At 67.5% G+C, this 17,322-nt stretch carries 15 protein-coding genes; 3 read left to right on the top strand and 12 right to left on the bottom strand.

Annotated features, from left to right (window positions below; translation table 11 throughout):
- Window positions 1-184 precede the first annotated feature (184 nt).
- A complete protein-coding gene (locus H7F35_RS32185; RefSeq protein ID WP_187110536.1) occupies window positions 185-1,468 on the bottom strand; it encodes an amidohydrolase family protein in 1,284 nt (427 codons plus the stop codon).
- An 85-nt stretch (window positions 1,469-1,553) separates the two neighbouring features.
- On the opposite strand from H7F35_RS32185, the gene H7F35_RS32180 reads away from it, so the two are divergent.
- Entirely contained in the window at window positions 1,554-2,390 is an 837-nt protein-coding gene (locus tag H7F35_RS32180) for an AraC family transcriptional regulator (RefSeq protein WP_261803446.1), read from the top strand.
- Window positions 2,391-2,409: 19 nt separating this feature from the next.
- On the opposite strand, the gene H7F35_RS32175 is transcribed toward H7F35_RS32180, so the two are convergent.
- From H7F35_RS32175 to H7F35_RS32125, 11 genes are all read right to left on the bottom strand, one after another.
- Complete coding sequence (locus H7F35_RS32175; protein WP_187114488.1) at window positions 2,410-2,862, bottom strand: hypothetical protein; 453 nt, start codon at window positions 2,860-2,862, stop codon at window positions 2,410-2,412.
- 2 nt (window positions 2,863-2,864) lie between these two features.
- Window positions 2,865-3,788 (bottom strand): ABC transporter permease, encoded by a 924-nt coding sequence (locus H7F35_RS32170; protein WP_187110535.1) that lies wholly within the window; start codon window positions 3,786-3,788, stop codon window positions 2,865-2,867.
- A gap of 133 nt (window positions 3,789-3,921) precedes the next feature.
- Window positions 3,922-4,986, bottom strand: coding sequence for an ABC transporter permease (locus H7F35_RS32165; RefSeq protein WP_187114487.1), 1,065 nt, complete (start codon window positions 4,984-4,986; stop codon window positions 3,922-3,924).
- Entirely contained in the window at window positions 4,986-6,578 is a 1,593-nt protein-coding gene (locus H7F35_RS32160) for an ABC transporter ATP-binding protein (RefSeq protein WP_187110534.1), read from the bottom strand. Before H7F35_RS32160 ends, H7F35_RS32165 begins: the two co-directional genes overlap by 1 nt.
- A complete protein-coding gene (locus H7F35_RS32155; protein WP_261803445.1) occupies window positions 6,575-7,270 on the bottom strand; it encodes an alpha/beta fold hydrolase in 696 nt (231 codons plus the stop codon). Before H7F35_RS32155 ends, H7F35_RS32160 begins: the two co-directional genes overlap by 4 nt.
- 44 nt (window positions 7,271-7,314) lie before the next feature.
- A complete protein-coding gene (locus H7F35_RS32150) occupies window positions 7,315-8,280 on the bottom strand; it encodes a 5'-methylthioadenosine/S-adenosylhomocysteine nucleosidase (RefSeq protein WP_410010747.1) in 966 nt (321 codons plus the stop codon).
- Entirely contained in the window at window positions 8,280-10,976 is a 2,697-nt protein-coding gene (locus H7F35_RS32145; RefSeq protein WP_261803443.1) for a polysaccharide deacetylase family protein, read from the bottom strand. The genes H7F35_RS32150 and H7F35_RS32145 overlap by 1 nt, the downstream gene beginning before the upstream one ends.
- 133 nt (window positions 10,977-11,109) lie before the next feature.
- Window positions 11,110-12,114 (bottom strand): BMP family protein, encoded by a 1,005-nt coding sequence (locus tag H7F35_RS32140; protein ID WP_187110531.1) that lies wholly within the window; start codon window positions 12,112-12,114, stop codon window positions 11,110-11,112.
- Window positions 12,115-12,269: 155 nt separating this feature from the next.
- The gene (gene upp, locus H7F35_RS32135) at window positions 12,270-12,899 is read right to left on the bottom strand and encodes a uracil phosphoribosyltransferase (RefSeq protein ID WP_187110530.1); all 630 of its coding nucleotides are present in this window, start codon (window positions 12,897-12,899) and stop codon (window positions 12,270-12,272) included.
- 34 nt (window positions 12,900-12,933) lie between these two features.
- Complete coding sequence (locus H7F35_RS32130) at window positions 12,934-14,340, bottom strand: URC4/urg3 family protein (protein ID WP_187110529.1); 1,407 nt, start codon at window positions 14,338-14,340, stop codon at window positions 12,934-12,936.
- Entirely contained in the window at window positions 14,337-15,683 is a 1,347-nt protein-coding gene (locus tag H7F35_RS32125) for a GTP cyclohydrolase II (RefSeq protein WP_187110528.1), read from the bottom strand. The genes H7F35_RS32130 and H7F35_RS32125 overlap by 4 nt, the downstream gene beginning before the upstream one ends.
- A gap of 148 nt (window positions 15,684-15,831) precedes the next feature.
- Here H7F35_RS32125 and H7F35_RS32120 point away from each other — a divergent pair, with 148 nt between their 5' ends.
- Together H7F35_RS32120 and H7F35_RS32115 are read left to right on the top strand one after the other, a co-directional pair.
- The gene (locus tag H7F35_RS32120; RefSeq protein ID WP_261803442.1) at window positions 15,832-16,389 is read left to right on the top strand and encodes a sigma-70 family RNA polymerase sigma factor; all 558 of its coding nucleotides are present in this window, start codon (window positions 15,832-15,834) and stop codon (window positions 16,387-16,389) included.
- Window positions 16,386-17,027, top strand: a complete 642-nt coding sequence (locus H7F35_RS32115; protein ID WP_187110526.1) for an NrsF family protein — start codon at window positions 16,386-16,388, stop codon at window positions 17,025-17,027. Before H7F35_RS32120 ends, H7F35_RS32115 begins: the two co-directional genes overlap by 4 nt.
- The last annotated feature ends 295 nt before the right edge of the window (window positions 17,028-17,322 follow it).

Genomic DNA, 17,322 nt, shown 5'->3' with positions numbered 1-17,322 from the left:
TGCGAATGACACGCTGCTGGTGTGCAGCCGATCAACGACCGCTCTGTCCAACGCTCACGTCGATACGGGGCTCTTTTTCGCGAAATAAAGGAGGAGCGAAGCGGGGGACATTCGCGAAAAAGAGCACCGTGTCGGCGTGAGCGACGCCCTGAACAGCAACGCTCAGAACAACGCGGTGAACAGGTCAGGCCTTCTTCGGAATCATCCAGCCGGTTTCGCTGCCACGGCCCGGCAGATGCAGCGCGGCCGTTGCCGCGGGTGTTTCTGCCAGCAGCTTGCCCTTGCGAAACACCTTGAGCCGCGTCGCGCGCAGGCGGATCGCCTCGACCGGATCGCGCGCCTGCAGCAGCACGAAGCTGGCGTTGCAGCCGGCCTCGATGCCATAGCCTTCCAGGTGCATCACGCGCGCGGCGTTGGTAGTCACCGCTTCAAAACACTGGCGGATGCCCGCCTGGCTGGTCATCTGCGCCACGTGCAGGCCCATGTGCGCCACTTCGAGCATGTCGCCCGAACCCATGCCGTACCACGGGTCCATCACGCAGTCGTGGCCGAAGGCGACGTTCACGCCGGCGGCCATCAGCTCGGGCACGCGGGTCATGCCGCGTCGCTTGGGGTAGCTGTCGTGGCGGCCCTGCAGCGTGATGTTGATGAGTGGGTTCGAGATCACCGCCACGCCGCTCTGCGCGATCAGCGGCAGCAGCTTGCTCACGTAGTAGTTGTCCATCGAATGCATCGATGTGCAGTGCGAGCCGGTCACGCGGCCCTGCATGCCCAGGCGCTGCGCCTCGAAGGCCAGTGTTTCGATGTGGCGCGAGAGCGGGTCATCCGACTCGTCGCAGTGCATGTCGACCAGCTTGCCGCGTTCAGCCGCCATTTCGCACAGCAGCTTCACGCTCGCGGCGCCGTCGGCCATGGTGCGCTCGAAATGAGGGATGCCGCCGACCACGTCCACGCCCTTGTCGAGCGCGCGCTCGATGTTCTCGACGCCGCCCGGCGAGCGCAGCACGCCGTCCTGCGGAAAGGCGACCAGTTGCAGGTCGAGGTAGGGCGCCACCCGGCGCTTGACTTCGAGCAGCGCATCGACCGCGAGCAGACTTGCATCACTGGTGTCCACGTGTGAACGCACCGCCAGCAGCCCCTTGGCCACGGCCCAGTCGCAGTACACCAGTGCGCGCTCGATCAGCGCATCGGCCGTCAGCAGCGGCTTCAGTTCACCCCACAGCGCGATGCCTTCGAGCAGCGTGCCGCTTTCGTTGACGCGCGGCAGGCCGTAGCTCAGCGTGGCGTCCATGTGGAAGTGCGGGTCGACGAAAGGCGGCGCGAGCAGCAGGCCCTGTGCATCGAGCTTTTCGTGCGCCGGTGCGTCGAGGCCTTCGCTGACTTCGGCGATGCGGCCGTCCTGCACGGCGATCGACATGCCGGTGCGGCCGTCGGGGAGGGTGGCGTTGGTGATGAGAAGGTCGAGCATCGTGGTGAGGTCTCTGGAGGACGGGTGAGCGGTATTTTCCGTCGCGATGCCGTCGGAACGCCGGTCGCGCCTTGAAAATCCCGCGATGGCAAAGAAACCCGCGACAAAGACCGAGGCCGGCGGCGGCATGCCCGACCTCAGCGAGCGCGCCGACGGCCCCGCGTTGATCGCGCTGTGGGGCGACGATGACGCGGGCAACGAATTCCGTCTGGGCACGCGCGAATACGACTGGCACAGCCACCTGCGCGGACAGGTCTTCTGTGTCGAGAGCGGCCTCGTGCATGTGCGCACCGCCCACGGCTCCTGGCTGCTGCCGCCGCACCGCGCCGGCTGGCTGCCGCCTGGTGAGGCGCACAAGGTCAGCATCAGTGGCGCCATGAGCGGCTGGAGCGTGCTGATCACGCCGCAGGCCAGCCATGAACTGCCCGAGCGCCCTTGCGTCATCGGCATCAGCGAGCTGATGCGGGCGCTGGTGCGTCGCGCGGTCACCTGGACCGATCAGGCGCAACTGGAGCCCGAACAGGAGCGGATGATCGCCGTGCTGCTCGACGAAATGCGCCGCGCGCCGCATGAGCCGCTGCACCTGCCGATGCCCACAGACCGCCGCCTGCTGCGCATCGCGACGGCCATCTACGAAGAGCCCGAGAACGGCCGCACGATGGGCGAATGGGCGCAATGGGCAGGCCTGTCGCCACGCACCTTGAGCCGCCTGTTCCTGGCCGAGACGTCCGTGAGCTTCGCGCAATGGCGCCAGCAGGCGCGGCTGGTGCATGCGCTGGAGCGGCTTGCGCGGGGCGAGGCGGTTGCGGACATCGCCGATGCGCTGGGCTATGCGACGCCGAGCAACTTCATCGCGATGTTCCGGCGCAGCTTTGGGGAGTCGCCGGCGCGGTACTTTGCGCAGCGTGGTGGGTTGCGCTGACTCGCCCGAGAGTTTCCGTTCAACGCGTGCGCTGCGCCCGATACCGATACTGCCCAGCCGCCGGCCCGACCTCGATCGTCACGCGTCGCAGCTTGTCGTCATGCCCCGATGAGGCCTTGGCCGTCACCACGACGCCACGTGGTGTCGCGCGGCAAGTGAGGTCCGACAGCGCGATCTCCGCATGGTCGTTGTCCAGCTCGGCGATGGCGACCGTGTGCTCGGCCTGCAGGCCGCCATTGGCGTCGCGCGTCATCCACTGCACGTAGAGAAACGACTGCGCGTACTGGTCCGCATGAACCACCCGGTAGGTGCCCTGGTGATTCTTGCCCCAGGTGCCGCACAACTGCACCCAACTGACCGAGTCGGGCGTCTTGAAGGTGTCGTAGCTGTAGTCGCTGCCCAGCGCGTGTGCGCCCGCAGCGCCCAATGCCAGCAGAGCGGCGAGCAGCGTTGTCGCGGGTTTCTTCATCATCATCAACGTTCCCCCTTGCGGTAGGGCTTCATCAGCGCCTGCGGATAGCTGGCCTTGCGCGCGACCAGCACCAGCGCCAGGATCGACAGCAGGTACGGCAGCATCAGGTACAGCTGGTAGGGCAGCACGGCATCGCCCGATTGCTGCAGGCGCAACTGCAGCGCGTCGAAGAACGCGAAGAGCAGGGCGCCGAGCAAGGCCTTGCCGGGCCGCCATGACGCAAACACCACCAGCGCCACGCAGATCCAGCCGCGTCCGTTCACCATGTTGAAGAAGAAGGCGTTGAAGGCCGACAGTGTGAGGAACGAGCCGGCCATGCCCATCAGCGCCGAACCCGCCACGATGGCGCCGGTGCGCGTGGCCGCGACCGACACGCCCTGGCTTTCGGCCGCCTGCGGGTTCTCGCCCGCCATGCGCAGCGCAAGGCCCAGCGGCGTGCGGTAGAGCACCCAGCCGACCACCGGCACCAGCAGCAGTGCGAACAGCGTGAGCGCGGTCTGCGCATTCAGGATGGGCACGGGCAACCAGTCCATTGGCGCGAAGGGCGTGATGGTCGGCGGCGTGTTGACCTTCGGAAAGCTCACGCGGTAGCCGAAGTAGCTGAGTGCGGTCGCCAGCAAGGTGATGCCCAGCCCCGATACGTGCTGCGAGAGCGCGAGCCCCACGGTAAGAAATGCGTGCAGCAGGCCGAACACCATGCCCGTGAGCGCAGCCACGCCCACGCCCACCCACAGCGGTGCACCGGCATACACCGCGAGCCAGCCGGTGAAGGCGCCCGCGACCATGATCCCTTCGATGCCCAGGTTGAGCACGCCCGCGCGCTCGCACAGCAGCACGCCCAGCGTGCCCAAGATGAGCGGCGTGGCGATGCGCAGCACGGCGACCCAGAAGGACGGATTGGCCAGAATGTCGAGAAGATCGGTCATCGGGTATTTCTCCCTCCCCTTACGGGGGAGGGTTGGGGTGGGGGCACGCGGCGCTCGCTGTGAAGGCCGATGCCCCCATTCCAGCCTTCCCCCAGCGGGCGAAGGAGCAAGGCAGAAGATGCGAAGGCTGCCGTCATTTCTTCATCCTCACCCGGTATTGCGTCAGCAAGGTTGCCACCAGCACCGCGATCAGCGAGGCGGCGACGATCACATCGGCGATGTACGTCGGCACGCCGACCGCGCGGCTCATGGTGTCCGCGCCGACCAGCACGCCGGCCACGAACACGCCAGCGGCAATCACTCCCAGCGGATGCAGCCCCGCGAGCATCGCGATCACGATGCCGGTGTAGCCGTAGCCCGGCGACATGTCGAGCGTGACGTAGCTGGTGCGGCCGGCCACCTCGATGGCGCCGGCCAGTCCGGCCAGCGCACCCGAGAGCAGCGCCACCATGACCACGGTGCGCGTTACCGGCACGCCGGCAAAGGCGGCGGCGCGCGCGTTGGCGCCCACGGCGCGGATGTCGAAGCCCAGTACCGTGTATTTGAAGAGCGCCCAGACGATCACCGCGAGCGACACGGCCCACAGCAGCCCGGTGTGCACGCGCGTCTGCGCGATCAGCTTGCCGAGTTCCAGGTCGGACTGCAGCGACACGCTCTGCGGCCAGCCCATCGCAGTCGGGTCTTTCATCGGTCCGTCGAGCAGCGCGGACACGCCCAGCAGCACGATGAAGTTGATCAGCAGCGTGGTCACCACCTCGTCGACGCCGAGCTTGTTCTTCATCAGGGCCGGGCCCAGCAGCATCAGCGCGCCGGCCACTGCCGCCGCCAGCATCATCAGCGGGAACAGCAGCCAGGGCGACAGCTCGAAGCCCGTGCCGCCATGCATGCCGCCCACGGCCACGGCCGCCAGCGCGCCCGCGTAGAGCTGGCCCTCGGCCCCGATGTTGAACAGCCGCGCCTTGAAAGCCACCGTGGCCGCCAGCCCGGTCAGGATCAGCGGGATGGCGCGCGTCAGCGTCTCGCTCCACGCGAACACCGAACCGAAGCCGCCCTGCAGCAGCAGCGCGTAGGTGCGGCCGACCGGCGCACCGGCCCACAGCACCAGCAGCGCGCTCACCGCCATCGTGAAGGCGACCGCGCCGATAGGAGCGAGCACCAGTGCGGCGCGCGAGGTTTCGTGGCGTCGTTCGAGCCGCATCATGACGGGGCTCCCGTGCGCTGCGGAGCGGCAGCAGTCGCCCCGGCCATGGCCAGCCCGATGGCCTCGCGCGTCCAGGCTGCGGCAGGGCGCGCTTCGCCCAGATGGCCGCCGTGCATCACGGCCACGCGGTCGCCCAGCGTGAGCACTTCGTCGAGATCGTCGGAAATCACCAGCACTGCCGCGCCGGCATCGCGCGCGGCAATGAGCTGCTGCTGCACATAGGCGACCGCCCCGATGTCCAGGCCCCAGGTCGGCTGGTGCGCCACGATCAGGCGCGGCGCCCGCGTCGGGTACTTCTTGTTGTCGGCATCTTCTGCCTGCTCGGGCGCCAGCAAGGCGCGCCCCAGAATCAATTTCTGCATGTTCCCGCCGGAGAGCGAGCGGGCCGGCGCCATCAGGCCGGCGCCGCGCACGTCGAATGCTTTTTCGATGCGCCGGGCGTGCAGGCGCGCGGCGGCGCGCTTCACGATGAACGACCAGCGCGAGAACACCGGGCTGCGCAGCCGTTCCGACACCGCGTTCTCCCACACCGGCAGGTCGCCGACCACGCCGACCGCATGCCGGTCTTCCGGAATGCGTGCCACGCCGCGCTGCACCAGCCGGGCGGGCGAGGGCGGCAATGCGCGGCCCATCAACTGGGCCGTGCCGGAGACGGCGCGGCGCGTGCCGCACAGCAGCTCGGCCAGCGCCACCTGCCCGTTGCCGGAGACGCCCGCGATGGCGGTGATTTCACCGGCGCGCAGGGTCAGCGACACCTCGCGCAGCCGGTCCTGCCCGCCGTCTTTGCTGGCCGCAGTGCTCACATGGTCGAGCACGCAGATCGCATCGCCCACCGACTTGGCGGGTCGGCGCTGCGGCGCCTCGACCGCATGGCCGACCATCCACAGCGCGAGCTGCGCCTGCGTGGTGTCGGCCGTACGCGCCTCGGCTACCAGCTTGCCGCCGCGCAGCACGGCCACGCGGTGCGACACCCGCAGCACCTCGCCCAGCTTGTGGCTGATGAAGATCACCGACAGGCCCTGCGCCACCATCTGCGCGAGCGTGGCGAACAGCGCCTCGCTTTCCTGCGGCGTCAGCACGGCGGTCGGCTCGTCCAGGATCAGGATGCGCGCGCCGCGGTACAGCGCCTTGAGAATTTCGACGCGCTGGCGTTCGCCGACCGACAGGCTGCCGATCTTCGCGTCGGGCTGCACCGGCAGGCCGAAGCGCTGCGCCACATCGAGCAGCCGCTCGCGCGCGGCCGCGCGGCGCGACACCGGGCGCCACAGCGGCTCGGTGCCCATCATCACGTTGTCGAGCACGCTCAGGTTGTCGGCCAGCGTGAAGTGCTGGTGCACCATGCCCACGCCGGCGGCGAGCGCGGCCTTGGGGTTGCCGGGCGGCAGCGGCGCGCCGAACACTTCGATCTGGCCTTCGTCGGCGACGTAGTGGCCGAACAGGATCGACATCAGCGTCGACTTGCCCGCGCCGTTCTCGCCGAGCAGCGCGAGCACCTCGCCGGCCTGCAGATCGAGGGAAATGGCATCGTTGGCCACCAGCTCGCCGAAGCGCTTGGTGATGCCGCCTAGCCGGAGCACGGTGGGGTTCATGGGGTGGCGGGCTCGGGGTTGCCGAGTTCGCTGCAAAAGTTTTGAATGGCCAGGGCCGTGGCGACAGGTGCCGCTTGCAGCAAGCCGTGCGGCCCTTCCAGGCGCACGATGCGAAGGCCCGACAGGGCGCGCTGGATGATGCGGGCCGCCTGCGCGGGAACGATGCGGTCCTGCATGGCCTGCAGGTACATCGCGGGCACGCGCACCTGCGAGAGCTTGTCGACCACGTTCACGCGCTGCACTTCTTTCATTCGGCGCGTCATGACAGCCGCCGTCACCTGTCGCAGCGAGTCCTGCAGCGATGCCACAAGGCGCGGCGTGGCAAAGCGACCCAGCAGCATATGGCGCATGGGCCCACGCATCAGGTCCGAGTGCATGAACTTCATCGACAGTTCGAGCAAGCCGCCGCGCAGCAGCGCCAGCCCCGGCGCGGGGCTGCGGGCGAAGCTGCAGCACAGGATCAGCCCGCGCAGTCCCGGCGGCGGGGCGGCTGCGATCGAGATGGCCAGCGGGCCCGAGAAGGATTCGCCGAGCAGCACGAAGGGCTGGCTGGCGGGCAGTTGCGCGCGCACCAGCCGTTCGAGTTCGTCATAGCCCAGCGCCTCGGTGCCGGGGTAGCGCACCACGTCGATGGTGTCGCGCTGCCCCATGGCTTGCGCCAGGGGCTCGAAGAGATCGCCCGTGCCGTCCATGCCCGGAAGCAGAACAAGTCGAAGGGGACGAGCGGGCGCCGCCGTCACTTCCAGGCGGCCAGGAACGCCAGCATGACCTTGGCGGAGTTGTCCGCCGCGATGCTCATGAAGGTGCCCATTTCGTTCTCGCCGTCGCCACCGCCCGCGAGGTCGCTGAGCGAGCGGAAGGCGATGTAAGGCACGCCGTTGCTGTAGGCCACCATGCCCACGGCCGCGGTTTCCATGTCGAGCACGTTGGCCTGGAAAGTCTTGTAGGTGTATTCGCGATAGGCCTTGTTGTCCATGAAAGCCTGGCCCGAGACGCCGTTGCCGCCGACTACCAGCTGCGGCTTGCGCGCGAGGCACTTGCCGGCGTTGCAGTTCGCCAGGTCGACGTTGCGGATGCTGCGCGCCACCTCGAGCATCTTCGGATCGGCCTCGAACCAGAACTTGCGCACGATCTCCGGCTTGGCCGCCGAGCGCACTTCGACCGGACGCGGAAACATCATCCCGAAGTTGGGCAGCGTGGCATCGGTGATGAAGGGCGGCGCGCTGTACTTGCCCGGTGCGGTTTCGCGCGCCATCAGCACTTCGAGGTATTGGCCCCATTGCGCCGGCACCGTGACGTCGCCCACGTGCAGTTGCGGGTTCACGCCGCCCGCGATGCCGCTGAACACGATGTGGGTGATGCGAAAGCGGTTGAGCACGAGCTGCGTGTTCATGGTCGCGTTCGTCATGCTGATGCCCGACAGGAACAGCACCACCGGCTTGCCTTCGAGCGTGCCGGTGGTGAACTCCACGCCGTTCACGCTGTGTTTTGCAGGGCCTTGCAACCGGGCCAGCAGCAGCGTCAGCTCGGGCTGGAAGGCCGAGATCACCGCGATGCGCGGTGTGTCGTCCAGCCGCGTGCTGCTGTTGATGCTGACCACGTCGGACTTGTAAATGCCGACGCAGCCCGTGAGCGCAAGGCCGAGCGCGGCGGCAAGAAACGGACCGCGCAGGCGCTGAAGAAACGAGGAAGGGTTTGTCATCATGAGTTCGTTGGCGGTAGTTGAGGGCGGTGTTCAGCGTCGGGCGCAGCGATCCAGGCCTGCAGCGCCGCAACGCGCGCATGCTTGGGCGCCAGTCCGACGAAGGTGGTGTAGGCGGCCAATGCCTTGGCATCGTTGCCGGCCTGCAGGTACGCATCGCCAAGGTTCAGGTAGGCCAGGGCGCGGCTGCCGTCCATGTCGATTGCCTGCTCGAACCAACGCGCAGCCTCGACCGGCTTGCCGCGCTTGAAGTACACGAAGCCGAGGTTGTTGGCCGCCAGCGCAAAGCGCGGCTGCAGCTTCAACGCCTCGGTGAAGGCGGCTTCGGCCTCGTCGTAGCGGCGCTCGCGGTACAGCTGCAGGCCGCGGTCGTTGGCGCGCTGGGCGGCCACGCGCGGTGCTACTGGCGCGGCGGCCGGCATGGTCAGCTTGGCGTCGCCGCCTTCGAGGTTCTTCACCACCACTTCGATGGCTGCCGCACCGGCTCCACCGGCCTTTGGTGCCGCAGCGGCATGCACGGCCTGCTCGTTGGCCTCGTCGATGCGCTTGTTGACCTTGCTGGCGGCAGCGTCGAGCTGCAGGCTGTCGCCGCTGAGGCCTTCGCGCTCGATGGGCAGCGCGAACACGAACTCGCCACCCTCCGAGCCCGGCAGGCTGCCGAAGGCCGGCGTCTGCCGCGCGATGGCTGAGACCGCCGGTGCCACGTAAGCCGCGAGTTCGGTGCCGGTGATGACGCCGTCGCCGTTCAGGTCGGCCTTGCCCGACAGCGCCTGAAGCACTGTCCAGGTAAAGACGGAGTGACCGCCGGGGCCGTCATCGGCCACCTGCTGGTCAGCACCGCCGGCGGTGAGCATCTGGCGGCCGATGCGGCGCGCGTTGTCGGTCAGGAAGTTCTTGCTGCCTTGTGGTGCACCGCCGCGCGTGAGGCCCAGGCCCGAGTAGCAGGCGTCCACCAGGAAGAGCACATGCTTGGCCGACAGCGCTTCTGCGACCTCCTGCAGTTGCGGCATGGAGATCGCGTCGGAGGCCAGGTCGTCCAGCGCCGCATCGACGGGAACGATGTAGCCGACGTCGCGCCCGCTGGCGAGCTTGCGGGTGCTGCCGTGGCCGGCAAAGAACACCAGCACGCGGTCGTCGCGCTTCACGCGCTTGCTGTCGGTGAGCTTGTCGTTGAGTACGCGCAGGATGTTGGCGCGCGTGGCTTCGCCGTCGTACAGCGCCGTGACGTTCTCGGGCTTGAAGCCGAAGCGCGTGACGAGCAACTGTTCCATCGCCTTGGCATCGGGCACCGCGTGGTGCAGGCCGGGCCACTTGGCGTATTTGTCGATGCCGATGATCAGTGCGTGGCTTTCGCGGTAGAGCGTGTCGCCAGAAGTGGCAGCCACGCCGTCGTCGGGCGTCGCCTTCTTGGGTGCGTTGACGATGAACTTGCCGTCGCGCCAGGTGGCGAAGCGGTAGCCGTCGGCCACCAGCTGGTCGAGCACCGTGGGCAGGGCCTGCACGGTGCGGCCCTGGATGTCGTGGAACAGGATCACGCCGCGCTTGGCCTTGTCGACCTCGGCCAGCACGCGGTCGGCAATCGACTTGGGAACCGGGTCGGCCCAGTCCATCGAGTCGACGGTCCACAACATCGAGCGCAGCTTGAGCGCTTCGACGGTGCTCAGCTTGTCTTCGTTGCGCGCGCCGTAGGGAAAGCGGAACAGCGTGGACTGCGGGCGGCCGGTGGCGTCGAGCAGGGCCTCGGTTTCGGTGGCCTCGGTGCGCACCGCGTCGTCGCTCATCTTGGCCATCATGCTGTGGCTGAAGCTGTGGTTTCCCAGAATGTGCCCTGCGGCCAGCACGCGCTTGGCCACCGCGCCGTTGGCGCCGAGCTGCGCCTTGCCTTGCGCGTCGAGCTTGCCCAGGTTCTGGCCAAGCTCGAAGAAGATGGCCGGCGCGTCGTAGCGCTTCAATATCTCCAGGATCTCGTCGGTGTGCTTGGCGTGCGGGCCGTCGTCGAAGGTCAGCACCACGGTCTTGGGGGGCAGCGAGGTGCCGAAGATCTCGCGCACGTCGCCACCTTCCTTGGCACTGCCAGCGGGCTGCGTGTAGGGCACGATGGCGCCGAAGTCCTTGAGGATCTTGTCGCGCGAATACAGGCCCTGGAGCTTGGCCACGTAGTCGGCCCACTTTTCACGCTGGGGCTCGATGCCGCGCTGCGCAAAGCGGCCGAACACGTCCTTGAGTTCTCGGTCGTAGGCCTGCTCGATTTCGGCGAGCACGGCCAGGTCTTCGCTGGCGCGGCGGCCGAGCTTGAGGCCGGGCAGGGACTGCGCCTGGCCGTAGCGCGTGCTCAGCTCGCCAAGAAATTCCTTGAACGCCAGGCGGTCGGCATCGAACCAGCTCGGCTCGCTTTCGATGCGGTCCAGCAGCGCGTTCAAGGCCGGTACCGTGGCCGGGTCGGCCATGTCGCCGGCCTGCGCGATGAGGGCGCGCTGGCGCTCCTGCATGTCGTGAAACAGCAGTTGCCCGACCGCGCTGACCGCGCGCTTCTCGGCCGCATCGAGCTTGCGCTCGCCGGTCATGAGCACAACCATCTGGCGATGCGCGGCGAGCAGCGCGTCGGCACGCTCCTGCAGCGCGGCGGGAATGCCGACCGGTGCAGCGACAACAGGTGGCGCTGCCGCCGCCGAGGCTGCAGCGGCAGGTGGGGCCACCGCTACCGGCGGCGCCGCCGTGCCCGCTGGCTCAGGTTGGCATGCAGTGAGCGCGACGACGGCCAACGCCGCAACAGCCACACCATGGATTGCGGTCCGCCATCGCGCACGATTCATAGGTTTTCGGGAATGCTTATTTCGCGGTGGACTTGGGCTGGCCGTCGTCCACCTTGACGGTGAACTTGCCGGCAAGGATGTCGGCCTGCTTGGACTTCACCTTGGCGATGAAGTCGGCCGGCACCTTCTTCTCGAAAGTACCGAGCGGTGCCAGTTCGGAACCCTTGTGCTTCATCTGCGAGTACACGCCGTAGTCTTCGGCGGCGAACTTGCCTTCCTTCACGAGCTTGATCGCGCGGTCGGCCGAGGGCTCGAAGTTCCACAGGGCCGAGGCGACCACCGTGTCGGGGTATTGCGCCTGGGTGTCGATCACGTTGCCGATGGCGAGCTTGCCCTTTTCCTTGGCCGCATCCGACACGCCGAAGCGCTCGGCGTACATCACGTCGGCGCCCTTGTCGATCATGGCGAAGGCCGCTTCCTTGGCCTTCGGTGGGTCGAACCAGCTGTTGATGAAGCTCACGCTGAACTCGACCTTCGGGTTCGTTTCCTTGGCGCCGGCCATGAAGGCGTTCATCAGGCGGTTGACCTCGGGAATCGGGAAGCCGCCGACCATGCCGATGCGGTTGCTCTTGGTCACGCCGCCGGCCACCATGCCGCTCAGGTACGCCGGCTCCTGGATGTAGTTGTCGAACACGCTGAAGTTGGGCGCCTGCGGCTTGAGCGACGAGCCCATCAGGAAGGCGACCTTGGGGAAATCTTTCGCGACCTTGCGCGCTGCCGCTTCCACGCCGAACACTTCACCCAGGATGAGCTGGTTGCCGCCGGTGGCGTACTCGCGCATCACGCGCTCGTAGTCGGCGTTGCTGACGTTCTCGGTGGCCTTGTATTCGATCTCGCCGCGCGCTTCCGCCGCCTTGAGTGCCTTGTGGATGCGGCCCACCCATTGCTGCTCGAAGGGCACGGTGTACACCGCCGCCACCTTCAACTTGGCCTGCTGCGCAAGCGCAAGACCGGGCGCGCCGGCCGCAAGTGCTGCGGCAATGGCGACGGAACGAATGATCAACTGACGGCGTGCTGTCACGGTGCTTCTCCTCGGGGTGTGGAAATCTTGTTCTGCAAAAAAAGTGCCGCCCTTTTCCAGAAACACCGAGGAACCGGCTTTGCCGGGCCTCAGGTGTTGCCCCCGGTAGGGGGTTGGAGAAGCGACACGAAGTGCGCGAAGCCTGGGGGCGAGACTTATTTTGTGCCGAAGATCCGGTCGCCGGCGTCGCCCAAGCCGGGGAGGATGTAGCCGTGGCTGTCCAGCTCGCGGTCGATGGCGGCGGTGTAGATCGGCACATCGGGGTGCGCCTTCTGCATGGTTGCCACGCCTTCGGGGCAGGTCAGCAGGCAGACGAACTTGATCGACTTGGGGTTGAGTTCTTTCAAACGCTCGACCGCAGCCACGGCCGAATTGCCGGTGGCCAGCATCGGGTCGACCACGATCACGTCGCGGCTGTCCATTTCGCCGGGCATCTTGAAGTAGTACTCGACGGCCGTCAGCGTCTTGGGGTCGCGGTACAGGCCGATGTGGCCGACGCGCGCGCCCGGCACCACGGTCAGCATGCCGTCCAGGATGCCGGTGCCGGCGCGCAGGATCGACACCAGAACCAGCTTCTTGCCGTCGATGACCTTGGCCTGCATGGTTTCAAGGGGCGTTTCGACTTCGATGTCCTGCATCGGCATGTCGCGCGTGACCTCGTAGGCCATCAGCATGCTGATTTCATTGAGGAGCCGGCGGAAGCTGTTGGTGGACGCATCCTTGCGGCGCATCAGCGTGAGCTTGTGCTGGACGAGGGGGTGATTGACGAGATGGACGTTGCTCATTTGAATTTTTTCTACCGTTGCTGAACCGGGGAGTCTAAAAGACGGTGCCGTCGCTCTCGATCAACAGGGGCGGAGCACCATTACGCAAGCGCTGTGCCAGTGCCCGGCCGGCCGCCCAGGTGCCGCCTTCGAGGATGCAGGCCAGCGGCAGTTCTTCGGCGGTGCGGTTGAGCACCTTGCGCACGCGCGGCGCCACTTCGTCGAGCAGCGCCACGGTCAGCGCGCGCCATTCGACGATGAATTCGTCGCTCGCCTTCCAGCGCCGGGTGAGAAAGGCCGGGTCTCTGGGCACGATCACGCCGCTGTCGATCAGGAGGCCGCCGTTGCGGTATTCGGGCAGGGCAGTGAGCGCATCGAGGTGCCGCACCTTCACGCCCGCCCACTCGAAGGGTTCGAGCAGCGAATAGGTGAGCCATTGCGACAGCTTGTGGAACGGCATCCAGCCGTTGGTGAGGCCAGGCCCGCGCACTGCGCTGTGGCGCCAGCAGTCGCCGAGCGCCAGCGCCGGATCGCTGGAGCCGATGCCGCCCGCGTTGTCGCTGCCATCGGCCGCGATGCTGTCGACGGCATTGGCCGAAGGCCAGATGCGCGAGAGCGAATCGAGCAGCAGCGACAGGATCTGGTGCGCGGTGATCTCGGCGGTGGGCGGCGCGGCCGGGCCGTAGGGGCCGACCAGTGCGTCGAACAGCCGGCCCGGCCGGCCGTCGTCGCCGAAGATTTCGGGCTGCTCGTTCATTGCTTCGCCCAGCCGGCGCAACAGCGTGGCACGGCCCGCAAGGCCGACCAGCGGATTGACCTCGCTGACCTGGAAGGCGTCGCCCAGCCGGTCGGCAACGAGGCCACGCAGGCCATCCGCATCGACCTGATACGGATGGTTCGGGTCCGAAGAAAACATCCCGCTCATGAAGGCGTGGAAGCTCGCCACGCCCAGGCCTTCGGAGCGCGTGAAGCGCTCGCCGGTGGCGGATTCGATGTAGTGCCAATCGGGCCCGGCGCCGGCGTCGAGCAGCACGCTCACCAGCACGAGGTCGATGTGCGCACGGGCGCGCTGCCGTGCATCGAGTGCACCCAGCCGGGTGTTGAGTTCTTCGATGCGATCGACGCCGCCGGCCTCGAAGTGGCGCCAGCGGCTGTGGTACGGGATGGTGTCCCACGGGTAGCGCTCGCGCGTGACTTCGGCCACGGTGCGCGCCGCGTCCTCCAGCATGTCGTCGCCGCCGATGCGAAACCACTGCGACTCGCCGTTGCGCGCGCGTGCCAGCAGGGCGCCGGCACGCTGGCGGATGGCGGCGGTGGTGCGCAGCAGGCTCGCCGCGCCGGCCGGGTGGCTGGCGTCGGCGGTGAATTCGATCGATGGATCGACCTTGCCCGCGCCGCCGGGCGGCAGGCTGCCGGAACCGTCGACGGGCATGTGGGGGTCGGTGTTGTGGCTGGTGGTCATTCGGTGAGTCCGCGGCCCTTGGCCTTCTTGAGTTCTTCTGCGTCTGGCACAGGGCCAGGGGTGAAGTAGCCGGCGGCCATCTTCGCGTCCATCTCGACGCGCGCATCGGCCGGGATCAGTTCGTCGGGAATGTTCACGCGCTCGCCGATCTCGATGCCCGAGCCGGTGATCGCGTCGAACTTCATGTTGCTCATCGACACGAGCCGATGGATCTTCTTGATGCCGAGCCAGTGGAAGACGTCGGGCATCAGCTCCTGGAAGCGCATGTCCTGCACGCCGGCCACGCACTCGGTGCGCGCGAAATACTGGTCGGCCGTGTCGCCGCCCACCTGCCGCTTGCGTGCGTTGTAGACCAGGAACTTGGTGACCTCGCCCAGCGCGCGGCCCTCCTTGCGCGAGTAGGCGATCAGCCCGACGCCGCCGCGTTGCGCGCCCATGATGCATTCCTCGATGGCGTGCGTGAGATAGGGGCGGCAGGTGCAGATGTCGGAGCCGAACACGTCGGAGCCGTTGCACTCGTCATGGATGCGCGCGGTGAGTTCGACCTCGGGGTTGGCCAGGTCGCGCGGGTTGCCGAAGATGTAGAGCGTCTGCCCGCCGATGGGCGGCAGGAAGACTTCGAGGTCGGAGCGCGTGACCAGCTCGGGGTACATGCCGCCGGTTTCCTCGAACAGCGTGCGGCGCAGGTCGTTTTCGGTGCAGCCGAAGCGGCGCGCCACCTCGGGCAGATACCAGACGGGCTCGATGGCGGCCTTGGTCACCATCGCGGCACCGCCCGCGGTGAGAAAGTGGCCGTCGGCCTTGAGGCGGCCGCTCTGCAGCGCCTCGATCACCTCGGGCAGGATCACATGGGCCTTGGTGATCGCGATGGTCGGGCGGATGTCGTAGCCAGCCGCAAGTTCGGTCGAGAACACATCCGCCACCAGCGCGCCCCACGGGTCGAGCGAGACGATGCGCCCCGGCTCGCTCCACTGCGGGTACGGCCCGATCACGTCGGTGGGCGCGGTGTTGGTCAGGTCGGCCTTGTGCTCGCGCTTGAGCGCGCCCGAGGCCACCGCCAGCGCCCGGTACACGCTGTACGAGCCGCTGTGCGTGCCGATGACGTTGCGGTGCGCGCGCTTGGTGGTGGTGCCGACGACGGGGCCGCGCTCGGTGGCGGTGGCCGCGCCCCACTGGATGGGCAGTGCGCCGAAGCCGCCGGCGTGCGAGGTCAGCCGGATGTGGCCGGTCGATGTCGAGGGGTGAAGCGGGGGGAAGGGCGTGGCACCGGTCGGCGGTTCGGCGGTCACAAGCGGCGTGGCGACCGGTGTTGCAGAAGGGATCGTTGTGCTGTCGGCAGACATTGGTAGCCCTCAAAAAACACAATGTACCGATGGTGTGTGGTGCTTGCAAGCGGACACCTTCGGCACAATCGACCGGAATCTTTTTTCGACAAGGCTGTAACCAGCCGGCGAGATGGCACGAAACACCGTAGGCAGCAGGATGCAGCAGATGAGCGACGCGGAAGCGGCGCTGCGGAGCCTGTTCCTTCGTGGCCTCGACGGCGACGCCGGTGCCTACCGCGACTTCCTGCAGAAACTCAGCGCGCACCTGCGTGCCTTTCTGGGCAAGCGCCTCTTTGGCTGGCCCGATGAAGTGGAAGACCTTGTCCAGGAATGCCTGCTCGCCATGCACAACCAGCGCCACACCTACCAGAGCGACCAGCCGTTGACGGCCTGGGTGCACGCGATTGCGCGCTACAAGATGATCGACCTGCTGCGCGCCAAGTCGGTTCGCGAAGACCTGCATGACCCGCTGGACGACGACCTGGCGGTGTTCGCCGAGTCGGCCACCGAGGCCAGCGACGCAAAGCGCGACCTGGGCGGCCTGCTCGACAGCCTGCCCGAGCGCCAGCGCCTGCCGATCGTGCACGTGAAGATCGAGGGCCTGTCGGTGGCCGAGACCGCGAGCCTGACGGGCATGTCGGAGTCAGCGGTCAAGGTCGGCATCCACCGGGGGCTGAAGGCCCTGGCCGCCAGGTTCGGCAACAGTTGGGGTGGCGCCGCATGAAGACCGACGACCTCGTGGCGATGCTGGCCACCGGCAACGTGGCGGTGCGGCGGCGCGGCGCGGGTGGGCGCATCGGGCTGGCGGTGCTGGCCGGGCTGCCGTTGTCGTTCGTGATCCTGTTTGTCGAATACGGGCTGCGGCGCGATCTGATGCAGGCCATGTTCTGGCCGATGTTCTGGGTCAAGGTGCTGTTTCCGCTGTGCATCGCGGCGGCCGCCTTTGTGATGGTGCAGCGGCTGGCCCGTCCGGGTGTGGCGGTGCGGCGGTCCTGGTTCGGTGCGGTGTTGCCGGTGCTCGCGATCTGGGTGCTGGCAGCGATCGTCTGGTTCTCTGTGCCCATCGAGGAGCGCATGCCGTCGCTGATGGGGCAGTCGTGGCGCATCTGTGCGTTGAGCATCAGCTTGATGGCGTTGCCGGTTTTCGCGGCCACGATGGTGGCGCTCAAGGGGCTGGCGCCTACGCGGCCTGCACTTGCTGGTGCTGCGGCTGGGGCGTTGGCGGGCGGTGTCGGGGCCGCTGTCTATGCGTTGCACTGCATGGAGTTGACCGCGCCGTTCCTGGCGGTCTGGTACGTGAGCGGGATCGCTGCGCCGGTGCTGATCGGGGCTGTGCTGGGCCCCCGGTTGCTGCGCTGGTAGCCGCGTTTGGATTCATTCGGGGCGCGTACGAATGACACCGGGAGCTCCCCTCCGCGAATGTCCCCCGCTTCGCTCCTCCTTTATTTCGCTGCGGGGAGTACCCGGTGTCATTCGCACCTGGACACGCTGCTGGTGGTCGCCGATCAACGACCGCTCTGAGCGCTCACGTCGATACGGGGCTCTTTTTAGCTAAATAAAGGAGGAGCGAAGCGGGGGACATTCGCGAAAAAGAGCACCGTGTCGGCGTGAGTGCCGCCCTGAACAGCAGCGCCCCGAACAACGACCCCAAACCGGA

This window comes from Variovorax sp. PAMC26660 (assembly GCF_014302995.1).
In the GTDB taxonomy this organism is placed as follows: Bacteria; Pseudomonadota; Gammaproteobacteria; order Burkholderiales; family Burkholderiaceae_C; genus Variovorax.
This window is presented reverse-complemented; position numbering and strand designations above follow the sequence as displayed.

Excerpts from the sequence above, each read along its gene's own strand:
- H7F35_RS32185 (WP_187110536.1), bottom strand. The coding sequence starts at position 1,468 with ATGCTCGACCTTCTCATCACCAACGCCACCCTCCCCGACGGCCGCACC.
- H7F35_RS32180 (WP_261803446.1), top strand. The coding sequence starts at position 1,554 with ATGGCAAAGAAACCCGCGACAAAGACCGAGGCCGGCGGCGGCATGCCC.
- H7F35_RS32175 (WP_187114488.1), bottom strand. The coding sequence starts at position 2,862 with ATGATGAAGAAACCCGCGACAACGCTGCTCGCCGCTCTGCTGGCATTG.
- H7F35_RS32170 (WP_187110535.1), bottom strand. The coding sequence starts at position 3,788 with ATGACCGATCTTCTCGACATTCTGGCCAATCCGTCCTTCTGGGTCGCC.
- H7F35_RS32165 (WP_187114487.1), bottom strand. The coding sequence starts at position 4,986 with ATGCGGCTCGAACGACGCCACGAAACCTCGCGCGCCGCACTGGTGCTC.
- H7F35_RS32160 (WP_187110534.1), bottom strand. The coding sequence starts at position 6,578 with ATGAACCCCACCGTGCTCCGGCTAGGCGGCATCACCAAGCGCTTCGGC.
- H7F35_RS32155 (WP_261803445.1), bottom strand. The coding sequence starts at position 7,270 with ATGGACGGCACGGGCGATCTCTTCGAGCCCCTGGCGCAAGCCATGGGG.
- H7F35_RS32150 (WP_410010747.1), bottom strand. The coding sequence starts at position 8,280 with ATGACAAACCCTTCCTCGTTTCTTCAGCGCCTGCGCGGTCCGTTTCTT.
- upp (WP_187110530.1), bottom strand. The coding sequence starts at position 12,899 with ATGAGCAACGTCCATCTCGTCAATCACCCCCTCGTCCAGCACAAGCTC.
- H7F35_RS32130 (WP_187110529.1), bottom strand. The coding sequence starts at position 14,340 with ATGACCACCAGCCACAACACCGACCCCCACATGCCCGTCGACGGTTCC.
- H7F35_RS32125 (WP_187110528.1), bottom strand. The coding sequence starts at position 15,683 with ATGTCTGCCGACAGCACAACGATCCCTTCTGCAACACCGGTCGCCACG.
- H7F35_RS32120 (WP_261803442.1), top strand. The coding sequence starts at position 15,832 with ATGAGCGACGCGGAAGCGGCGCTGCGGAGCCTGTTCCTTCGTGGCCTC.
- H7F35_RS32115 (WP_187110526.1), top strand. The coding sequence starts at position 16,386 with ATGAAGACCGACGACCTCGTGGCGATGCTGGCCACCGGCAACGTGGCG.